General features: G+C 32.3%; 21 protein-coding genes and 1 riboswitch. Of the genes, 6 read left to right on the top strand and 15 right to left on the bottom strand.

What is annotated here, in order from left to right; all coding sequences use genetic code 11:
• Positions 1-366: 366 nt before the first annotated feature.
• Positions 367-1,080: a transaldolase gene (locus tag KA845_RS10915; protein ID WP_002510569.1), complete on the bottom strand. Its 714-nt coding sequence runs from the start codon at positions 1,078-1,080 to the stop codon at positions 367-369.
• 280 nt (positions 1,081-1,360) lie between these two features.
• Between KA845_RS10915 and KA845_RS10910 the strand changes: the two genes are divergently transcribed.
• The 3 genes from KA845_RS10910 to KA845_RS10900 all read left to right on the top strand — a co-directional run bounded on the left by KA845_RS10910 (position 1,361) and on the right by KA845_RS10900 (position 2,581).
• Positions 1,361-1,666 carry a hypothetical protein gene (locus tag KA845_RS10910; RefSeq protein ID WP_002510568.1) on the top strand — a complete coding sequence of 102 codons (306 nt, stop codon included), beginning with the start codon at positions 1,361-1,363 and terminating at the stop codon, positions 1,664-1,666.
• A 197-nt stretch (positions 1,667-1,863) separates the two neighbouring features.
• Positions 1,864-2,235 (top strand): fluoride efflux transporter CrcB, encoded by a 372-nt coding sequence (crcB, locus tag KA845_RS10905; RefSeq protein WP_021459821.1) that lies wholly within the window; start codon positions 1,864-1,866, stop codon positions 2,233-2,235.
• Complete coding sequence (locus tag KA845_RS10900; RefSeq protein WP_002510566.1) at positions 2,228-2,581, top strand: fluoride efflux transporter FluC; 354 nt, start codon at positions 2,228-2,230, stop codon at positions 2,579-2,581. The genes crcB and KA845_RS10900 overlap by 8 nt, the downstream gene beginning before the upstream one ends.
• 53 nt (positions 2,582-2,634) lie before the next feature.
• Here KA845_RS10900 and KA845_RS10895 read toward each other — a convergent pair whose 3' ends face one another.
• The 3 genes from KA845_RS10895 to metK form a co-directional block, all read right to left on the bottom strand.
• Positions 2,635-3,471: an aldo/keto reductase gene (locus tag KA845_RS10895; protein WP_002510565.1), complete on the bottom strand. Its 837-nt coding sequence runs from the start codon at positions 3,469-3,471 to the stop codon at positions 2,635-2,637.
• Between the two features lie 129 nt (positions 3,472-3,600).
• On the bottom strand, positions 3,601-4,509 hold the full coding sequence (locus KA845_RS10890) for a nuclease-related domain-containing protein (RefSeq protein ID WP_002510564.1): 909 nt from the start codon (positions 4,507-4,509) through the stop codon (positions 3,601-3,603).
• Positions 4,510-4,601: 92 nt separating this feature from the next.
• Positions 4,602-5,798 (bottom strand): methionine adenosyltransferase, encoded by a 1,197-nt coding sequence (gene metK / locus KA845_RS10885; RefSeq protein WP_002510563.1) that lies wholly within the window; start codon positions 5,796-5,798, stop codon positions 4,602-4,604.
• A gap of 108 nt (positions 5,799-5,906) precedes the next feature.
• Positions 5,907-6,018: riboswitch (SAM riboswitch) on the bottom strand.
• Positions 6,019-6,171: 153 nt separating this feature from the next.
• Here metK and pckA point away from each other — a divergent pair.
• On the top strand, positions 6,172-7,767 hold the full coding sequence (pckA, locus tag KA845_RS10880; protein WP_210128073.1) for a phosphoenolpyruvate carboxykinase (ATP): 1,596 nt from the start codon (positions 6,172-6,174) through the stop codon (positions 7,765-7,767).
• A gap of 52 nt (positions 7,768-7,819) precedes the next feature.
• Here pckA and KA845_RS10875 read toward each other — a convergent pair whose 3' ends face one another.
• Positions 7,820-8,614, bottom strand: a complete 795-nt coding sequence (locus KA845_RS10875) for an alpha/beta hydrolase family protein (RefSeq protein ID WP_210128071.1) — start codon at positions 8,612-8,614, stop codon at positions 7,820-7,822.
• Positions 8,601-9,074: an RNA deprotection pyrophosphohydrolase gene (ytkD, locus tag KA845_RS10870; protein ID WP_021459079.1), complete on the bottom strand. Its 474-nt coding sequence runs from the start codon at positions 9,072-9,074 to the stop codon at positions 8,601-8,603. The genes KA845_RS10875 and ytkD overlap by 14 nt, the downstream gene beginning before the upstream one ends.
• A gap of 59 nt (positions 9,075-9,133) precedes the next feature.
• Between ytkD and yidD the strand changes: the two genes are divergently transcribed.
• Positions 9,134-9,367, top strand: a complete 234-nt coding sequence (gene yidD / locus KA845_RS10865) for a membrane protein insertion efficiency factor YidD (RefSeq protein WP_210128069.1) — start codon at positions 9,134-9,136, stop codon at positions 9,365-9,367.
• Here the strand turns inward: yidD and menC are convergent.
• Positions 9,364-10,359: an o-succinylbenzoate synthase gene (gene menC / locus KA845_RS10860; RefSeq protein WP_103387794.1), complete on the bottom strand. Its 996-nt coding sequence runs from the start codon at positions 10,357-10,359 to the stop codon at positions 9,364-9,366. The two genes, yidD and menC, sit on opposite strands and share 4 nt — an antisense overlap.
• A 17-nt stretch (positions 10,360-10,376) precedes the next feature.
• On the bottom strand, positions 10,377-11,759 hold the full coding sequence (gene menE, locus KA845_RS10855) for an o-succinylbenzoate--CoA ligase (protein WP_204171874.1): 1,383 nt from the start codon (positions 11,757-11,759) through the stop codon (positions 10,377-10,379).
• 1,573 nt (positions 11,760-13,332) lie between these two features.
• Between menE and KA845_RS10850 the strand changes: the two genes are divergently transcribed.
• Positions 13,333-14,226 carry an AraC family transcriptional regulator gene (locus KA845_RS10850; RefSeq protein ID WP_232045981.1) on the top strand — a complete coding sequence of 298 codons (894 nt, stop codon included), beginning with the start codon at positions 13,333-13,335 and terminating at the stop codon, positions 14,224-14,226.
• Positions 14,227-14,325: 99 nt separating this feature from the next.
• Here the strand turns inward: KA845_RS10850 and KA845_RS10845 are convergent, their stop codons facing one another.
• Genes KA845_RS10845 through KA845_RS10815 form a run of 7 tightly spaced genes read right to left on the bottom strand, consistent with a single transcriptional unit; the run spans position 14,326 to position 20,693 of the window.
• Positions 14,326-15,474, bottom strand: a complete 1,149-nt coding sequence (locus tag KA845_RS10845) for a DegT/DnrJ/EryC1/StrS family aminotransferase (RefSeq protein ID WP_103387791.1) — start codon at positions 15,472-15,474, stop codon at positions 14,326-14,328.
• Positions 15,471-16,094 (bottom strand): acetyltransferase, encoded by a 624-nt coding sequence (locus KA845_RS10840; protein ID WP_021459074.1) that lies wholly within the window; start codon positions 16,092-16,094, stop codon positions 15,471-15,473. The genes KA845_RS10845 and KA845_RS10840 overlap by 4 nt, the downstream gene beginning before the upstream one ends.
• On the bottom strand, positions 16,091-16,687 hold the full coding sequence (locus tag KA845_RS10835) for a sugar transferase (RefSeq protein ID WP_210128067.1): 597 nt from the start codon (positions 16,685-16,687) through the stop codon (positions 16,091-16,093). Before KA845_RS10835 ends, KA845_RS10840 begins: the two co-directional genes overlap by 4 nt.
• Positions 16,681-17,844: a glycosyltransferase family 4 protein gene (locus tag KA845_RS13135; RefSeq protein ID WP_103387790.1), complete on the bottom strand. Its 1,164-nt coding sequence runs from the start codon at positions 17,842-17,844 to the stop codon at positions 16,681-16,683. The genes KA845_RS10835 and KA845_RS13135 overlap by 7 nt, the downstream gene beginning before the upstream one ends.
• Positions 17,845-17,846: 2 nt before the next feature.
• Positions 17,847-19,121, bottom strand: coding sequence for a nucleotide sugar dehydrogenase (locus KA845_RS10825; protein WP_002509452.1), 1,275 nt, complete (start codon positions 19,119-19,121; stop codon positions 17,847-17,849).
• A 2-nt stretch (positions 19,122-19,123) separates the two neighbouring features.
• The gene (locus KA845_RS10820) at positions 19,124-20,140 is read right to left on the bottom strand and encodes an NAD-dependent epimerase (protein WP_103387789.1); all 1,017 of its coding nucleotides are present in this window, start codon (positions 20,138-20,140) and stop codon (positions 19,124-19,126) included.
• Position 20,141: 1 nt separating this feature from the next.
• Complete coding sequence (locus KA845_RS10815; protein ID WP_002509450.1) at positions 20,142-20,693, bottom strand: acyltransferase; 552 nt, start codon at positions 20,691-20,693, stop codon at positions 20,142-20,144.
• Position 20,694: the final 1 nt, after the last annotated feature.

Below are 20,694 nucleotides of genomic sequence, written 5' to 3'. Positions count from 1 at the left end.
ACCTCGCTCTATTTCGTTCATTTCAATTTACCATTAAAGTTTATAGTAAATAACACAATGATTCAATAGTAGAATCTTTTATCTTAAAAGTACCTTATCCTTGATAACAGCTATATCATTGTCTGACATTCATTTGTTTATTTAAAAACGTTCAATTTTGACCGTGCTAGCTTGCCTGGGGTATAGTTCGAGCCTGTAGTCACTCTCACATGCTATTCTCCCGGGTGTCAACACATTACAACATCGGGCAAACTATATTTTGTCATTCAAAAAATAAAGAAAACGTCAATTTCTATATCTTTTCAATAGAAATTGACGTTTATATTAAAGTCTGAGCTATTTATATCCCGGACTCAATCTATTTCATTATAAAATAGATAAGCCAGATGATTGAATATCTTTAGCGAAACCTTGAACTGTATCAACTGACAGTTCTTCGATATCTCTGCCTAAATTAGTATTTACTTTTTTAACAACGTCTGCAGGACAAGTAATAATATCTGCACCTAATTCATCTGCTTGAATTACGTTAATTACTTCTCTACAACTTGCCCATAATAATTTAACGCCTGCTTTACTATGTGCAATTTCAACTGATTCTTTAACCATTGGTACTGGATCTACGCCAGTATCAGCGATACGTCCAGCAAATACAGAGATATATGTTGGCACACCTTCTGTTACAGCATCAGTAATTTCTTTAACTTGATCTAAAGTATAAACAGCAGTAATGTTTAAACGTACATTATCAGCTGATAATTTTTTAATTAAAGGAATTGTTGTTTCACCTTTAGTATTAACAATAGGAATTTTAACAAAAACATTGTCACCATATTGTTTTAAGATTTCAGCTTCTTTTTCCATCGTTTCTAAATCGTCACCGAATACTTCAAAAGAAATAGAAGCATCAGGAATTTCACGTACAACTTCTTCTGCGAAAGCTTTATAATCCGTTACGCCTGCTTTGGCCATTAGACTTGGGTTAGTAGTAAAACCATCAACCTCTTTATTTTTATAAGCAGCTTTCATTTGTTCAATATCTGCACCATCTGCAAACACTTCAACATTTAATTTTGTCATTACATATTCCTCCTGACTAATATAAACAATTCTCTTCGAATTGTCTTAAATCTATTAAACCATACATTTCATTTATACCACCATTGCCATAAAATTTCTAATTTTTTGCCTATAATTTATATAATTTCATTATTTAAAACATATTAATTCCATTCTTATACCTACAATTTATAATTACTCAACTATAGTATGAGTATGTATTACAGAGAAATCACTAATACTATTAACTTTTTGTAAAAGTGTGTTATTATTATCAAATGATACGCTATAGGAGGTAAATATGGCACGCTCAAAACTTTATTTTTATTTATCTGGGCTATTAATATTAGTAAGTTTTTGTTTCAATACTTACAACCCTTTGCTAGATCAGATATTTGATTCTATGATTAAATTAATTTTTGTCTGTAGCTTTATTAACGCAATAATTTTAATTGCTGCTATTATTCTTTCAGATAAATCAATCAAGCATTCAAAAGAACGCACGGATTGGGTTAAAAAAGCAAGCAAACTACTACCATTCATCTTATTAATCGTGATTATTATACATATTTTATCTTCACTTGCTACTTTTGGCATCATTTTTTAATTAATTATAATTGTGTAAGTAAGACTACATAAATGTATATTTCACATTAAATCAACACAAATTAAGTAACATGTATACATCCATAATAAAATGAAGAAGTAAACATGTCACATCGTGAGAGCGGGTATACGAATTCCAAGTGTTATTTGTTTGGGTTCTTTCTCGCTCTATTTTTTATGTTAGGAAGGTAATATACTATGCAGTATTTATATATTTTTATAGGCGGCGCGTTTGGTGCGGCGTTACGCTATGGATTATCTTTGTTTAATAACAATTCGACAGCATTTCCTATCGGTACTTTACTAGCAAATTTAACAGGTGCTACGTTAATGGGATTATTAGGTGTACTATCGTTAAATTATTTTCGAAATAATCCACACTTAAAAAAAGCTGTTACTACTGGATTTTTAGGTGCCTTAACAACATTTTCGACCTTTCAATTTGAATTAGTTACTATGCTTAATCATCAAGCGATCGTTCATTTATTTATATACGCTATTATAAGTTATGTATTAGGCATTTTATGTTGCTACTTAGGTGTCAAAATTGGGAGTTGGTTAAATGCTTAATTTATTATGTATTATGTTTGGAGGAGGCTTGGGTGCAGTAGTTAGAGGTGCCATTACAAATTATTGTAATCGTCACTTTGTATCCCGTATACCTATTGCTACTTTATTCGTCAATCTTGTCGGGAGCTTGCTAATTGGAATTATTATGAATCAGACGTCAGATAACTTAATATTATCACTAACCACTGTTGGATTTTTGGGTGGCTTAACGACTTTTTCGACTTTGGCATCAGAACTTGTACAATTTATTGACAAAGAAAGAAATTTGTTTCATTTCACTTTATATTCTGTATTGCAATATCTTGGTGCTTTTATAGCTTGTCTTATAGGCTATACTATTAGTTAAAAAATGAAAAAATCCCTAGTGTAATTACCTACACTAGGGATTTTATTATCAGTTTATTGCCCACTAAACTCATCCGGATTAGGACCAATACGTTTATCTTCATTTAAAGCATTTAATTTTTCAATTTGGGCAGTTGTTAAACTAAAGTTAAATACATCTAAGTTTTCATCAATTCTTGATGGTGTAATTGATTTAGGGATAACAACGACATTATTTTCTATATTCCAACGGATGATGACTTGTGCAGGAGTTTTGCCTACTTCTTCTGCCACAGCTTTTACTACTTCATCATCCAAAATTTGAGCATTCATTAATGGTGACCAAGATTCAGCCACTATATTTTGAACTTCTAAATAACGGCGAAGTTCATCTTGTACTAAGTACGGGTGAAACTCAACTTGGTTAATTACAGGTTTGATAGATACTTGTGCTAATAAAGCTTCTAAATGACTAACAGTAAAGTTACTTACACCAATATTTTTAACTTTGTCATCTTTATATAAATCTTCCATACCTTGCCAAGTATCAATCATTACAGCTTCATCTAACCCTGGCCAATGCATTAAATATAAATCTAAGTAATCTAATCCAAGTTTTTTCAAACTTGTTTCGTATGCTGCTTGAACATTTTCACGACCGTAGTCAGCTAACCACAATTTAGATGTAATAAATAATTCGTTTCTTGCAATTCCAGCTTCAGCTAAGCCTTCTGCAATACCTTCTCCAACTTTTGATTCGTTATCATAAATCATTGCAGTATCGATGCTTCGATAACCATTAATGATGGCATGTTTTACAGCCTCTTTACAATCATCATTATTTTCAACACGGAATGTACCTAAACCAACTACTGGCATTTTATTACCATTATAAAATTCTACTGTTTCCAAATTAATACCCCTTCCAACTTAAGATACTCTAATCATATAAAAATTACTAAAAATAACAAAAGATTATGCTTAAAAGTGTAAAATATACAAAAACTGAGCGTCTATTATTTTGACGCTCAGTTTTGTATATTAATTAAATGATTCAATTTTATCCATAACTTGCTGTAAATCTTCAACATTATATTGAATTCTACCGTGGAAAACAAATTTATTAAAGTACTCATCAAGTTGTTCTGGTCCAACTAATACTTTACTATTAGCAGTTTGCGCAAAGTTAGAAATAGTAACCCCACCATCATTTTTAGGATTGAAATATAAAATTGTTGTTGGTGTATATTTTAAATTCAATTCATTTTGTAAGTCACCAGCTAACTTTTCAACAGCTTCCAAATGATTAGAATAATTAACTACTGATAATGACTGTGTATCGTCATTTTGATCCAATACTAATACTTGAGGATCCTTCTTATCTAAGTCTAATGTATCAAATACTTGTGACATCATTGGCGTTTCTTCAAACTGAGCACCGCTTATACCATTATATACATGACCTTTTAATAATTGTGAATCAATAATATAAAGTCCTGTTCGTGTTAAAACTAAATGGCTAATACGTTGCACATCACTAAACTCATTTCGAGGTAAAAAGATATTTGCCATAATATGCATGTCTTCTGGTCGAATACGTTTTTCATTCACCAAACGCTCACGAATACCAATCAACCTCATATCAGTGACATATTCACTATGATTTTTCGAGAAAAGTTTTAACGCATCAATTTCACGATTTTTGGAGTTTACAGTGTGATCGTAATCTTCCTTTTGTTTAGTTACAGTTTTCTTATTTTCAATTCTTTCTTTTTCTAATTCCTCAGCATAAGAATCCTGTAATTGCTTTTCTTTTTTTTGATAATGCTCTTCTGCTTTTTGTTGTGCTTTCTTCTTACTTTTAAGTGTAACTAAAAATAATATCAAGCAAATGACTGCTACGATCACAGCTACAATCAAACCAATTTCAATTGGTCCAAATGAATTCATAACAATTTCGCTCCTTTTTTCTTCAATACTTACATTATAATAGAAAACTGTTTATCATTCGATGGAAAACTCACATATTTTTGAAATTGTTATTATGCTTGTACCGAATCTTTCAATAAATTAACTTTATCCAGTTTTTCCCATGGTAACAATACATCTGTTCTACCAAAATGACCATAAGCTGCTGTTTGTTTATAGATTGGTTGTTTTAAATCTAACATTTTGATTATGCCTGCCGGACGTAAGTCGAAATGATTTCTTACTGCTTCAACTAATTGTGCTTCGCCTACTTTACCTGTTCCAAAAGTATCAATTGCGATAGATACAGGTTCAGCTACACCAATAGCATATGCCAATTGAACTTCACATTTGTCAGCTAATTCAGCAGCAACAATATTTTTAGCAACATATCTAGCAGCATATGCAGCAGATCTATCTACTTTGGTTGGATCCTTACCACTAAAGCATCCCCCACCATGTCGTGCATAACCACCATACGTATCAACAATAATTTTACGGCCAGTTAATCCAGCATCACCTTGTGGCCCTCCAATTACGAAACGACCTGTTGGGTTAATATAAAATTTAGTCTCTGCATCTAATAATGCTGTCGGTACAGTTGGTTCAATTACATGCTGTTTAATATCTTGTTCAATTTGTGTTAATTCAACATCTTCTGCATGTTGTGTTGATAAGACAATTGTGTCTATACGTTTTGGTTCATCTTGCTCATCATATTCCACTGTTACTTGTACTTTTCCATCTGGTCTTAAGTAATCAAGTATTTTGTCTTTTCTAACATCTGATAAGCGTTTTGCAAGTTGGTGTGATAAAAAAATTGGTAACGGCATATATGTATCCGTTTCATTCGTAGCATAACCAAACATTAAGCCTTGGTCACCTGCTCCAGTTGCTTCTATTTCTTCTTCCGAAATATCATTACGATACTCTAATGCAGTATCTACACCTTGTGCTATATCTGATGATTGTTCATCTATTGCTGTTAAAACAGCCATTGTTTGACTATCATAACCAAATTTTGCACGAGTATAGCCAATTTCTTTTATTGTTTCTCTGACAACTTTCGGAATATCGACGTAAGTAGATGTAGATATTTCTCCTGAAATAAGTGCCATTCCTGTTGTTACTGTTGTTTCACATGCCACTCTTGCATTTGGGTCATCCTTTAAAATTTCATCCAAAATTGCGTCAGAAACTTGGTCTGCAATTTTATCTGGATGTCCCTCTGTTACAGATTCTGAAGTAAAAAGTCTTCTATTGTAAGTCATAATGTGCTCCTTTAGCTTTAAATTACGAAAATTCTCTATCTGTTGAGCTTAATAAAAAAGAGCCTTCATCACTATATAAATAGAGAGAAGGCTCTGTACGTCCATTCGCTCTTATCGTTCAGACAATATAGGTCTGCAAACGGTTTGGCACCTTCCTTCAATTAAGAAGAGGTTGCTGGGCTTCATTGGGTCCATGTCCCTCCGCCACTCAGGATAAGAGAATCCGTTACTAATATAGTAACTAATCTGGCATCTTATGTCAATTTAACTTTTATTCAAATTTTATCGAAAATTGGTATGGATTAATTATGTAATTATGTTATACTCGTTAACTGTAAGGGCTTACATTAAAATAACGATGGAGGGATTAAGTATGGCGATAGACACGTATACTTACACTAATAAACTACAAAACATTTTAAGAAAAAACACTTCCTTATTTCAATTATCAACAACAGAATTAAATTATAAAATCATTGATAATAATGAAGGTGAACTAACAGAACTAGGCGCAATAAACGCAAGAACAGGTAAATATACAGGTCGATCACCAAAAGATAAATTCATCGTTTCTGAACCATCATATAAAGATGATATCGACTGGGGAGAAATCAATCAGCCCATTGATGAAACAACTTTCCTTAATTTATATGATAAAGTATTAGATTATTTAGATGAAAAAGATGAGCTATACATCTTTAATGGTTATGCAGGTAGCGATGAAGATTCACAGTTGAACTTAACGGTAATTAATGAATTAGCATGGCATAACTTATTTGCTCAAAACATGTTCATTAAACCTAGCTCAAAAGAAGAAGCAGAAGACATTAAAGCAGATTTTACAATCGTTTCTGCACCAAGGTTCAAAGCTGATCCTACCATCGATGGCACAAACTCTGAAACATTTATTATTACATCATTTAAACACAAAGTCATTTTAATCGGTGGCACTGAATATGCCGGTGAAATGAAAAAAGGTATTTTTTCTGTAATGAATTACCTATTACCAAAAAGTGACATTTTAAGTATGCACTGTTCTGCAAATGTTGGTGAAAAAGGAGATGTCGCGTTATTCTTTGGTTTATCAGGTACCGGTAAAACTACATTGTCAGCAGACCCTACAAGAAAACTTATCGGTGATGATGAGCATGGCTGGAACGAAAACGGTATTTTTAATATCGAAGGTGGTTGCTATGCTAAAGCTATCAATCTATCACAGAAAAAAGAACCACAAATATATGATGCTATAAAATATGGTACTGTATTAGAAAATGTAGTTGTTGATAATTACGGAGATGTTGATTTCGATGACAATTACTATACCGAAAATACTCGAGCTGCTTACCCTATTGATCACATAGATAATATTGTTAAACCATCAAAAGCAGCGCATCCAAATACAATTATCTTTTTGACTGCTGATGCTTTCGGTGTATTACCACCAATCGCTAAGTTAACAAAAGATCAAGCTATGTATCATTTCTTAAGTGGTTTTACAGCTAAATTAGTTGGTACAGAACGTGGTGTTACTGAACCTGAACCATCATTCTCTACATGCTTTGGTTCTCCATTCTTACCACTCAATGCTACTGTATACGCTGATATTTTAGGTGAACTTATCGACGAGCACGAAGTAGATGTGTATTTAGTTAACACTGGATGGACTGGTGGTAAATATGGTGTAGGTAGAAGAATTAGCCTAAACTATACACGCCAAATGGTAAATCAAGCTATCACAGGTCAATTGAAAGATGCTGAATTCAAGAAGGACGATACTTTCGGATTAAGTATCCCTGTTGAAGTAGATGATGTGCCACAGACAATTTTAAACCCAATTAATGCTTGGAGCGATGCTGCTGCATATAAAGAGCAAGCACAAGACTTAATTAATCGCTTTAATGAGAATTTTGAAAAATTCGGTACTGAAGCACAAGAACTCGCAATCAAAGGCGGATTTAAACAATTATAATAATATGAAAAGAGGCTGGGACATAAGTAATTTGTCTCAGCCTCTTTGTAATTTATTCTATTGCATAATCATCTTGAATCGTTTGGTGTTCAACATCTGACATCCACTGTTGTATCTGATTCAAAACAGGTGACAAGGCAAACGGTCTTGGCACATGCCCTTCTTGTTGTTGGTATACGGTGCGGTAAGTTAACGAGATATCGTTCAACGCTTGAGCTAAATAATACGCTTGATGAATACCTACTTGGTGATCTTGTGCACCATGGACTATTAATATAGGTGGGCTTGTTGGTGTAATATATTGCATGGCATCACGCAACTGGTAAGCAGCTGCTTGTTTTTTAGGGTGACCAATCATACGCCGCAACATTCCTCTCAAATCCACGCGCTCTTCATACATTAGTTTGATATCAGACACACCACCCCAAATTATAAAACTGGATACTGGTAAGTCATAGTATGTCAGGAGCCCCTGTAATCCTCCACGCGAAAATCCTATCATGTGAATTGCTGCATCTGGATATTGTGTGTGTAATAGCTTCACTAAGGTCGTCACATCTTTTAAATCTTCACCGTTGAAATCGTCTTTTCCCTCGCTACCATTATTGCCTCGATAATAAGGGCCTACTACTAACGTTTCAGCATTGGCAAATTGCAGTAATCTGCCTGTTCTCACCTTCCCTACTTGACCTTTACCACCACGTAAATAAACTACGATACGTTTAACACGCTGATACGGTAATAATAATAGCGCTTTAACTTGTAAATCATCCACTAAATATGTAATCTCATAACCACTGTGATTGCGAACATCTATAGGCATTTTCTTTGTTTTAGTAATAGCCAAGATTCATCATCCTATCTACACAACTTAATATTGCATCATCTTTTAGCAAAAAGCTTTTATCAGTGTCAGGAATTTCTTCAATTGTTGCAAATAAAACAGGTCCTGTTGTTTCTAAATAGTCCTCTTTTTCTTCGATAAAATCAACTAATACAACATAAACATCTTTATTGAAACTAGGTAAGTCACTTCGAGCAACATGGTATTGCGCTATATAATGCATTTCCTTAACTGTGGCACCTGTTTCTTCATGCAATTCCCTAATAGCAGCTTCTTGTGATGTTTCATTTACTTCCACTTTGCCCCCTGGAAACTCTATACCGCGTTTTTTATGTTGTGTAAACAACAATTTATTTGTATAAATAGGAATTGTAAGTACGTGTGTTGCATCAGCAAAATCATTTTCTTCTTTGAACTTTAATAGTACATCATTATTATCTCTATCTTTAAACTTTATACTCATCTGACACCTCTTATTTATGTTAAAATTATCATGTTTACAAATACGTTGGAGGCTATAATATGAAAAAACTGTTTTTAGGAGTTATCTATCTATATCAAAATTTTATTTCACCACTTACTCCACCAACATGCCGATTTTATCCAACTTGTTCAGCTTATACAAAAGAAGCTGTAGAAGTTTATGGAGCATTCAAAGGCAGCTGGCTAGGCATTAAGAGAATTTTAAAATGTCATCCGTTACACAAAGGAGGATTCGATCCAGTTCCTCTAAAAAAGAAAAACAAAAAACATTAAAGCACTGGGGTCAATTGTGTTAAATCTATAACGGGAGGATTAAATTCCAGTCTTCCATTATTTAACAAACCTGAATCCTTCACAATATCTTGCTGAAAATAATAACCTGCTGGTGTGATGTCGCCCGGGTAAGTTGCATATTGAGCGAGCATTGCTGTAAAGTAGCGACTCAAACCATATTCATACATGCCACCGATGACCGTTTTAACATTATACTGTTCAAGTTTTTGAATAAGTGAAAGCACTCTGTCCAATCCGCCTAAACGGAATGGTTTTAAAACTACTACTTCAACATTATAATTATTTACAATATCTAAAATTGCTGTAGTTGATATAGCTTTTTCATCTATAGCTAATGGCAGATTCGGCACTTGGTTAAATGTTGTTAAATTATAAAACGGTTCTTCAATATAAAGGATATCATCAGCATACAATTGCGTTAAGCGCGCAGCATCATTTTTAGCAATACTTTCATTCCCATCTATAACGAGATTCGGCCTATGTGCCAAAGCTATTAGATGTTGTAAATCAGCTTTTATTGTATTAGACCATTTCACCTTTACTCTTTTCGGTTGTGTATCTCTAAGTTGTTGTAATCTTTCTGCAGTCAACCCACTAACGGTCGCACCGTAATCGACAGTAATATTATATAGCTTATAAAACATTTGATATGTTGCCATAATAATTGTACTACGAGTCGCTGGATACGCTTCTAGCGAAATAACCATCTGCTGGATATCTTCAAATGTTGAAAATGCTTTATACTTATTAGCCTCAAACCATTGCTGTAATTGCTGTTTTACTACCTCGATCGTTTCGTCAAAATACCAGTCTGTGTCAAACGCATTACATTCCCCAAAATAGTGTGAATTATCATCAGTAACCAATTCTAAAATAAGTGCTTGTCTTGTAGACAGTGTAATTTTCGGCGTCACAATAGGCGCTTTAAAAGGTAACTCAACAGTATATAGTTTCATATCTACTATTTTCATCATAAGTCACTCCTATTTTACAAATGTTGACGCTGTAATTTTCCAGTAGAGGTGTATGGTAACGCTGATACGCGCTTTAAATACTTTGGAACTTTATATTTTGCTAAATGATTTTGTAAATAGTCTTGTAATTGTGACTCTTTCACAGTATCTTTAGCTACATAATATAAATATGGTACTTCTCCCCAAATATCATCAACCGTACCGACACACATTGCATCTTCCACATCTTTGCATGCTTTTGCCACAGATTCAATTTCAAATGGATATATATTTTCCCCACCACTAATTATTAAATCTTTTCTCCGATCATATACCATTACAAAACCTTCATCGTCTATTTCAGCAATATCTCCAGTATTAAAATAACCTTGTTCATCAATAGCGTTCAACTCATTAGGATATAAGTACCCTTCCATAACGTTATTACCTTTGATCACTAATTCTCCATGACCTTTATTATCTGGTCGTACAATTTTCACTTGTACATTATCACTAGGTTTACCAACTGTGTCTGGACGATGCTCCAACATTGTCGGTGAAGCAGTCAAAAATTGTGAACAAGTTTCAGTCATACCAAATGAATTGTAAATTGGTAACTTATTGGACAATGCTTGGTTGATTAAAGCAGCAGATAACTTCGCACCGCCGAGTAAAATTTTTTCTATGTTATATGGCTGAGTTAACCCCGCATCCATTAACCATTTTAATGTTTGTGGTACTAATGACACATGTGTCGGTGATTCTTCAGAAATGATGTGCAATATTTGCTGTGTATTAAATTTTGGCTCTATTCTTACAGTGAATCCTGCAATTAATGCACGCAAAATCACACTAAGACCAGATATGTGATAAATAGGTAACACTGACAACCATTTTGTATTGGCATCAAAACCTAGACTTTGTTCACAACCTATAGCACTAGCATAATGATTGGCAAATGTTTGAGGTACTGCTTTTTGAGGACCCGTTGTACCAGAAGTAAACATAATTGAAGCAATACGATTAATGTCAAAAGGTGCTTCATATGATTGTTCTTCAGCACAAGTTATTAAATACGCATAAGTATAAATATCAAAGCCATCTAAAGTTAAATCTGAAGTTGTCAAAATGACTTCGACATCGATTGAATGCATCTGATTTTGCATCTCTGTTTCTGTCAAACGTGTATTCAACATTGCAATTTCTACCCCAGCGAGCCAAGCAGCTTGAATAAGTATAATTGATTCTATACTGTTATCGATGTACATACCTACACGTTTTTGATTTAAATTATGAATACTGTAGGCAAGATGTGTTGCACGTTGATAGCAACTGTTAAAGGTTAATTTTGTCTTCCCATTGTCTATAAACACCGCATCCCCATTACGATTTGCTTGTTGTTTCAACCAAAATTCCACGTCACATTCCTCCATCTCATATTATCTATTATAACGAAAGAAGTTATTTTTTGGCACACATTTTAATTATCATTAACTGCTAATAATTTCGCCATACAAACAGCTAGGACAAATTAAACTATTTTCTCTCTTTTGCATATACCTATCATTTCGTAGTTTCTTCTTCATTCACAACACAAAAATGCACACGACTGAAATGAATCAAGTCGTGTGCACATTTTAAAACTCAGGCTAATTTTCTACACAAAATTCGCTTTTTGTTTATGTTAAATGATTGAGTGAGGCAGTTTATATGGATGCACTACCTATACTTATGTTAGTCATTACACTCTGATTGTAACTAACAAAAAGAATATTAATTAAACAAATAGTTTAGGAGAAAGCAAGTGTGTTTGAGGTAAAACACGTCTGTGGATGATGTATTAATAACAAATAAAATGTTATTAATTCTAGCTGTATGTGCCGTACCTCATTACAAATATAGTATGATATTTTGTTAATGTATAGCTCATTTTAACCATTAGTAAAAAATGCCTCTATTTAAGTAAAAAAACTGTTTGTTTATAACTAATAAAAATAGGAAGAAGTAAATAATTTGCACATAATTTACCTCTTCCCATCTTATTAGGGAATATATTTTATGAAAAATTTTATGTGTTTATTTATCACACAAGTTTATTATAGCACTTCTATAATAAACTATAGTGCATTCAAAATATGTAGTAAAAATTGATAACTATATAGTAAAAATCAAAAGTGCTGTTGTTTATTAATTTGGAAATTATTTATGCTATTTCTCCAAATTCATTATTAGCTAACATAAGTATATATTCACGTATATAGAATCACCAACAATAATTATATTACTAATTAAATTTTTAATAAAAACTATCAAAGCATAAATACGAAAATTTTATCATTATTAATATTAACAAAATAATAAAGCTTAATTTTTACTTTAATTATTAGTTTTTTTACACATCCTCAAAAAATATATTATAAAAAATTTTGATTTGATATAATTTTGTTGTCTTCATTTTACTGTTTTTATGAAGACAAATGGTATATAGTACTGTGCTTTCAAAAAAAATAACTTTAGTAACTGTGTTACCGTTCATTTTCATCAATAGAATTACAAAATATAGCCTTTTGCTATTACTATTTTTCACTAGTCTCCTAGACTAGTGTTTTTATTTTACTATTCGTCTGCTATTTTTTTCTAATTCCAAAATGATAATAAAATTTATCTTTGACCTTGTTATAATATAGTTAGCTACTTCTACTAACGGAGTAGTTGTCATTTACTCTATGATATCTTATAGGGATGTTTTTATTATTCTCTTTAAACTTTTGAATATTCAATTCATATCTCCAAGCCGGCGCTAACGATCACCGTTAGCGCTTAATTAATTCCAAAAAGATTATTTTAATTTATTTATAATACTCGAAACATACGATAGTTTAATTATCATATTTTATAAAAACACGACCTTCTCACAATTGCTTTTCAACTTTAGACATATCAAATTTACTTTTAATTTTTTGACCATTATCAGTAAATAATTTGCTTTTGATGGTAAATTATTTAGCAATTGTAAGTGATATGATAGGTTTGGCACAATACTATGAAGAAGGAAAGAGAGATACAATGGATTATAATTATCAAATTCACAATGCTGATATTAATATAAATGAAAGCTTTAATACAATTAGTATTTTTTTTGTTTTAACTGGTAGTGTCACTTTATATGATAAAGCTTATTTAGGTAGTTATCATAAACATGAATTTTTTTTAATACAACCTTATTCAGCTCCAAAACTACTCATTAATTCAGGCAAAGTGATTGCCTTAAATATTAATAAGTTAAGTTTTAATCGTTTTTCATTATTCAATTGGGACAATCTAGAACTAGATCAAAGTAAAATTGATAATTTTATTAAGAAAGAGTTACTGGACACCATCATTTCAATATACGAAAAAGATTATTTTAATGCAGATATTAGTATTATTCGTTTAATTAACTTTATTAGGTTAGGTAATTATTATCGAGAACACAATTTGGAAGCATCCAATCCACTAATTAATAATGTTTTAATCTACATCAATGAACATTATAAAGAAAATCTTACATTAGCTACTATTGCTGAAAAATTTTATGTAAATTCTAGTTATTTATCTCGCGTTTTTTCTGAAACAATGAATATATCCTTAATAAAATATATTAGGAAAGTCAAAATTTATCGTTTAGCTGTAGAGATACTATCTTCTAATAACCACAAAGACATATGGAAATCATATGGTTATAAATCTTATTCAACTTACTTAAAAAACTTCCAGCGTGTTTTTTCTATTTCTCCCGAGGCGTTCATTGATAATCATAAAGGTACTACTGCTAAAAATATAGGGTTCCCTAGTGAACTTTACAGTTATTTAAAAAATCTAGCTAAACACTTTTCAAATAATTAACTACATATATAACAATAGACTGGAGCAAAATATTGTTCCAGTCTATTGCATTATTAACTTACAGAGATCTTAACCGCTTCAGCTTTTAGTTCATTTTGTTCACAACTGATGTCGCAATAACGTGTCCTGTAAAATGTTTATGACTCTATCTTGTTGTAATAACGACATATTTGAAGCAGAAGGTAAACAAATACCATGTTCAAAAATGTATCCCGCATTATCTTGCTCTAATGAAACAAAATCAAAATTTTTAAATAATGGTTGTAAATGCATAGGTTTCCAAACATGTCTTGCTTCTATATTATGTTTTTCAAACATTTGTAATAGCATTTTAACTGTAACATTGCTTTGTCGTGGATCGATTAACAGAGCTGTTAACCAGCGATTAGAAACGGTTGTTGCGATTTCTTCTTGGAAGGTTATTGCAGAAATACATTGCAATTCTTGTTGATATCGTTGAAATATCCTTCTTCGTTGTGCGACTCTTTCGTCGATGACTTCCATTTGTCCAATACCTATACCAGCACTTATATTACTCAAGCGATAATTGTATCCCAATTCACTATGTTGATAATATAAAACATCCTCTTTAGCTTGCGTGGCTAAATATAAAGCATGTGCTATAGCATGTTCATTATTGGATAACAGCATACCTCCACCACTTGTTGTTATAATTTTATTCCCATTGAAAGATAAAATACTATAATTACCTATGTTCCCACTGTGACAATTACTATATATAGAGCCTAGTGATTCAGCTGCATCTTCAATAATTGGCACATCATAATAGTCGCATATATCTAAAATCTCATTATATTTTGCCGGCTGTCCATATAAATTCACTACGATAACAGCTTTAGGCTTTAAACCTTGACGTTCGTATTGATGAAATGCTTTTTGAAGTGCTTGAGGACACATATTCCAAGTTTCAATTTCCGAATCAATAAATACTGGCTTGGCATTTAAATATAATATAGGATTGCAAGTTGCACAAAATGTTAAAGATGGACAAAATACAAAATCATTCTGTTTTACTCCACATTCAATTAGTGCCAAATGTATCGCTGCTGTACCACTACTCACTGCTACGGCAGCATTCCTTCCAACATAATTGCGCACCTTATGTTCAAATTGATTAACGTTATCACCCAATGGTGCTATCCAATTTTGTGCAAAAGCTTTTTTTATATAATATTGCTCTCTCCCACCCATATGTGGTTGTGACAAGTAAATTCTCTCATCATTCATTTGTTATCACCTCTTTGTCGTGCAGGTGAACCTACAACCGTGAGATTACTTTGTATATCATTGATTACTGTCGAACCTGCTCCAACTGTAACTTTATTTCTAATAATGGTATTAGGTACTACTGTTGCGCTAGCTCCCAAAAGACATTCACTGCCAACATGAACATTTCCAGCTAAGGTAGCATTGGGTCCAATATGCGTAAAACTTTGAATGTTATTGTCATGTTCCACACATGCTTTAGTATTGATAATACATTGTTTAGCAATAAATGTATTTGTTTGTATAACAGCATGAGCCATTACTACGCAGCCAGCTTGTATTATTACGTTAGAGCCAATAATGGCAGTTGGGTGAATAATTGTTGCAAAGTATTGATCATCTAACCCCAGTCGATGGTACACTGCTGCTCTTTGTTGATTATCTCCAATAGCAATTACGAAATAATTATCTTTATAACGATCTATGTGTGCAATTGCATCATAAATTAAACCGTCACTTCGTATATATTCTTTTTGAACATCATCTAAATATCCCTTTATATAATAATTATTCAGAGATTTTATTACATCTGTTACTACACTGGCATGACCGCCATTACCTATAATCATTACTGGTTTCATGATGAAGACCCTTTAAATGGCTTTGTTGTTACATCGTTTTGAGCACAAATGTCTTTACGTAATAAAACTTTAATCACTGTTTTAGCAATAATATACCAATCTAATTTCATTGATTGATGTTTGACATACCATACATCATATTTAAATTTCCGCTCCCATGATAATGAGTTTCTACCACTAATTTGAGCTAAGCCAGTTATGCCCGGCTTCACAAATAAACGTTGTTTTTGTCTGTCATTATATAGAGCTACATAGTCCATTAATAGTGGTCTAGGACCAACAATGCTAATATCTCCTTTTAACACATTTATCAGTTGTGGCAATTCATCTATGCTTGTACTACGTATAAACCTTCCTATTTTCGTCATTCTTTTTTCATCCGGTAATAAGTTATTGTGCTCATCGTACTTATTAGTCATCGTTCTAAATTTATACAATTTAAAAGGCTGTGCATCTTTTCCTGTCCGTAGTTGACAAAAAATGATTGGTCTCCCCATACTTATTTGAATTAAAATAGCCACTATTATTAACAATGGTAAAGCCATAAATAATACACATAAACTAATCACAATATCGAAGTACCTTTTTAACATGATGTGTCACTACTTTCTATAATCTTAAATATTTCTAATTGTTTTGCTACAACATCTAATTCGTTAAATTTTTTATTAACTCTTTGATAACTTGCATCTTGGAACTGTTTTAATTTATGTGGATTAGTAATTAGCTCATTTATTCTTTGAGCAATCATATCACTCGACTGTGTAGGCACTAAATAACCATGTTGTCCGTCTATTATTTCTTCTCTACAACCTCTAATGTCAGTTGCAATTATTGCATTTTTCATAGCCATAGCTTCTAATATTGAGCGAGGCATCCCTTCTCTATATGATGGTAAACAAAAGATATCACTTAAATATAAATAATGATTTACATTGTGAACTAACCCGGTAAAAATAATATTATTTTCATTACGATATTTTTCTAATTGTCTAATTGTCATTTGATCACGTTCACTTTGATGTAGATCACCAATAATTATCAATTTAAGTCTATGATCATTTATTTGCCTAAAAGCAGACAATAACTCTAATATTCCTTTTTCTTTAACTAGTCTACCTATAAAAGTAATCACTATGTCAGATTGAGTGATTTTTAATTTACTTTGCAACTGGGATACGGCCGCAACATCCATTTTGTGATAATTAAACTCCTCACGTAGGTCGATACCATTACTAATATGCACATAATTGTTCTTATGCTTTTTTGATAAAAATCTAGCCTTTTTCGCAACATAGTAATCTTCTTTACTTTGAACAAACAAATAATCTGTACACCATCTGCCAATCCATTTTTCAATATTAAAATACACTTGAAATTTAAAATTTGTCATACTTTCGTGAAAATAAAAACCATGTGCTGTGTAAATTATACATGGTACTTTAGCTATTTTTGCAGCAATTCTACCTAATACTGCAGCAATTGGCGTATGTACATGTACAACATCAGGCCGCAATTTTTTCATTAGCTGTATTAATTTATAGAGTGATATAAAGTTTGTCACTACATTGATATGACGTGGTAAATAAATATTATGAAAATACATATTATCTTGAAAATAGTTTTGAGGTTTTTGAGGAGTATAGCAAGCACAATGAACATCATATTGTTGCTCAATACATGTAGTATTTAGTTGCTTTAATAATTTAGTATGTGTCACTTCTAATGCTGCAATTTGTAATATTTTCACAATTACAACCTCCACAAGTATTGCGTTTTCAGTATATCTTTAACATCAAATATTGACTTGATATCGCACACAATACCTGTTGGTTTAACGAGCTCTAGATAATTAGCTTTGTTATCTATATATATATCATGTCCTACTGCAAAGATGGCAATATCAGCCGGTGTCATAACTGTTTCAGTTAACAATTCAATGTCACACAACGAAAGTGCCAAGGTTTTATCCGCCACAGGATCATGTATTTGTAATGTCATATTATAAGCTTTTAGTTCTTTAATAATTGTGAACACTTGTGAGTTTCTTAAATCTGGACAATTCTCTTTGAATGTAATACCAAATATATTAACTGTTGCACCATGAACAGGAATATTACGTTGAATCATCAATTTTACTAATTGAGCAACAATATATTTCGCCATATTCGAGTTAATACGTCGCCCCGCTAAAATAACTTCAGGATAATAGCCAATCGTCTGAGCTTTATAGGTTAAATAATAAGGATCTACACCTATACAATGTCCTCCAACGAGACCCGGAGAGAATGGTAAAAAATTCCATTTTGTTTTTGCTGCTTTTAATACTTCGACAGTATCAATATGCATTTCTTTACAAATTACGGCTAATTCATTTATTAATGCAATATTAATATCTCTTTGTGTATTTTCTATCACTTTAGCCGCTTCAGCAACTTTAATTGCTGGTGCAACATAAACACCTGCTGTTACTACTTGTTCATAAAGTTGAGCAAGTTCCTTACCAATGTCAGGATTATTTGACGACACTACTTTTTTAACGGTATCAAAAGTATGTTGTTTATCACCTGGATTAATCCTTTCCGGTGAATACCCTACATAAAAGGATTCATTATATTTTAAATTAGATTGCTGTTCTAATATAGGTATACACACTTCTTCTGTTGCACCTGGATATACCGTCGATTCATATACGATGATCATGCCAGGTTGAAGAATTTCACCAATCATTTTACTAGCATGGATTAATGGGGTTAAATCTGGTGTGTTATGATCATCTATTGGTGTAGGTACAGCTACAATTATTACATCAGCTTGTTTTAAGACATCTTTTTTAGTAGTAAAATGAATCGTTGTATCTAGTAATGCTTGTTCCGCCACTTCACAAGTTTGATCATAATTTTGTTTTAATTGTTTTATTCTGTCTTCATCAATATCAAAACCTATTACCTTAAATTTCTGTGCAAATGCAACAGCAACAGGTAATCCAACATAGCCTAAGCCAACTACTGCTATCGTTTTGTCCACGTTCAACATCCTTTACTAATATTATAATACGATAAATACCAATCAATGAATTTATTTACGCCTTCTGTAATAGTCACTGATGGTTTAAAGTTTATTTGTCGATATAAATCATCTACATTAGCAAACGTCTTCGGCACATCACCTGGTTGAAGATCTTTGAAATTTTTTATACATTTTTTTCCTAACTTAGTTTCAATAGCTTCGATAAATTCGAGTATATTAACAGGTTGATTATTACCAATATTATATATTTTATAGGGCGCAAAAGAATCACTAGGATTTGGATGGTAAGGATCCCAATTAGCATTAGGAGCAGGTTTGTGTCCTAATAAACGGTAAATGGCTTCAACAATATCAAACACATAAGTAAAATCTCGAGCCATTTTCCCATAATTATATACATCCACTTCGCCCTCTTCTAAAATACCGCGCGTAAATTTGAATAATGCCATGTCTGGCCTCCCCCATGGACCATAAACAGTAAAAAAACGGAGTCCTGTTGTCGGAATATTATATAATGCACTATAACTATGAGCCATAAGTTCATTACTTTTTTTAGTGGCCGCGTACAAACTTATCGGATGGTCAACAGGATCTGCAGTACTGAATGGCTGTGCTTTATTAGCACCATATACAGAACTCGATGAAGCATATATTAAATGCTCAACATGAAAATAGCGACAACATTCTAAAATATTCAAATAACCAACAATATTAGAATGAATGTAACTGTGTGGCACTTTAATGCTATGCCTCACACCTGCCTGTGCTGCTAAATGAATTACAACATCAGGTTTTTCTTGTAAAAAAACTTTATTAACAGCTTCATAGTCTGCTATATCAATTTGATAGAAAGGAAAATTTTCTCTCCCAATATTGTCTAGGCGGGCATGTTTTAATGACACATCATAATAATTATTTAAATTGTCAATTCCTGCAATTTGAATATTCGCTTGTAGTAATTTACTAGCGACATGTGAACCAATAAAACCAGCTATGCCTGTTATTAATACTTTCATATCACCAATCCTCCAATTTCTTTTTATGTTTCATAGGTATGCCAGCTCCTAACCAACCAGATTGTAAATTTGTAGTCACAACAGTTCCAGCAGCTATTACTGATCTCTGACCAATAGTTACTTTGTATAATATTCTGACCGCACATCCAATCCATACATCATCTTCAATAACAACCTTACCTGCTATAACTTGGTTATACTTAATAGGTATAGATTGGTCTGACCAAGTATGTGTTGATGTCAATATGGAGGTATTGTGAGCAATAGATACATTATTGCCTATCTTAATACCGCCATATCCATCGATGTAACACATATCGTGAATGCTGACATTGTCGCCTATTGTGATATTTTCAATGTTTTTTAAAGTAACACGTTTACCGATATAAACGTTGTGGCCAATTGCTTTACATAAACTTCCTACAATGCAGTATCGTAATGCAATTTGCCATGTGCAATTCGTATTACTATTAAGTTCATACAATAATAAAGATAAGCGTTTAGGTAAAAGTGTTAAAATTGCTGTCATAACTTTTAATATACGTCGAATCATA

Origin of the sequence: Staphylococcus sp. GDX8P114P-2 (genome assembly GCF_017892945.1) — a bacterium.
GTDB lineage: Bacteria > Bacillota > Bacilli > Staphylococcales > Staphylococcaceae > Staphylococcus > Staphylococcus arlettae.
Note: the sequence above shows the minus strand (reverse complement) of the source record. Positions and strands in the feature narration are given on the sequence as shown.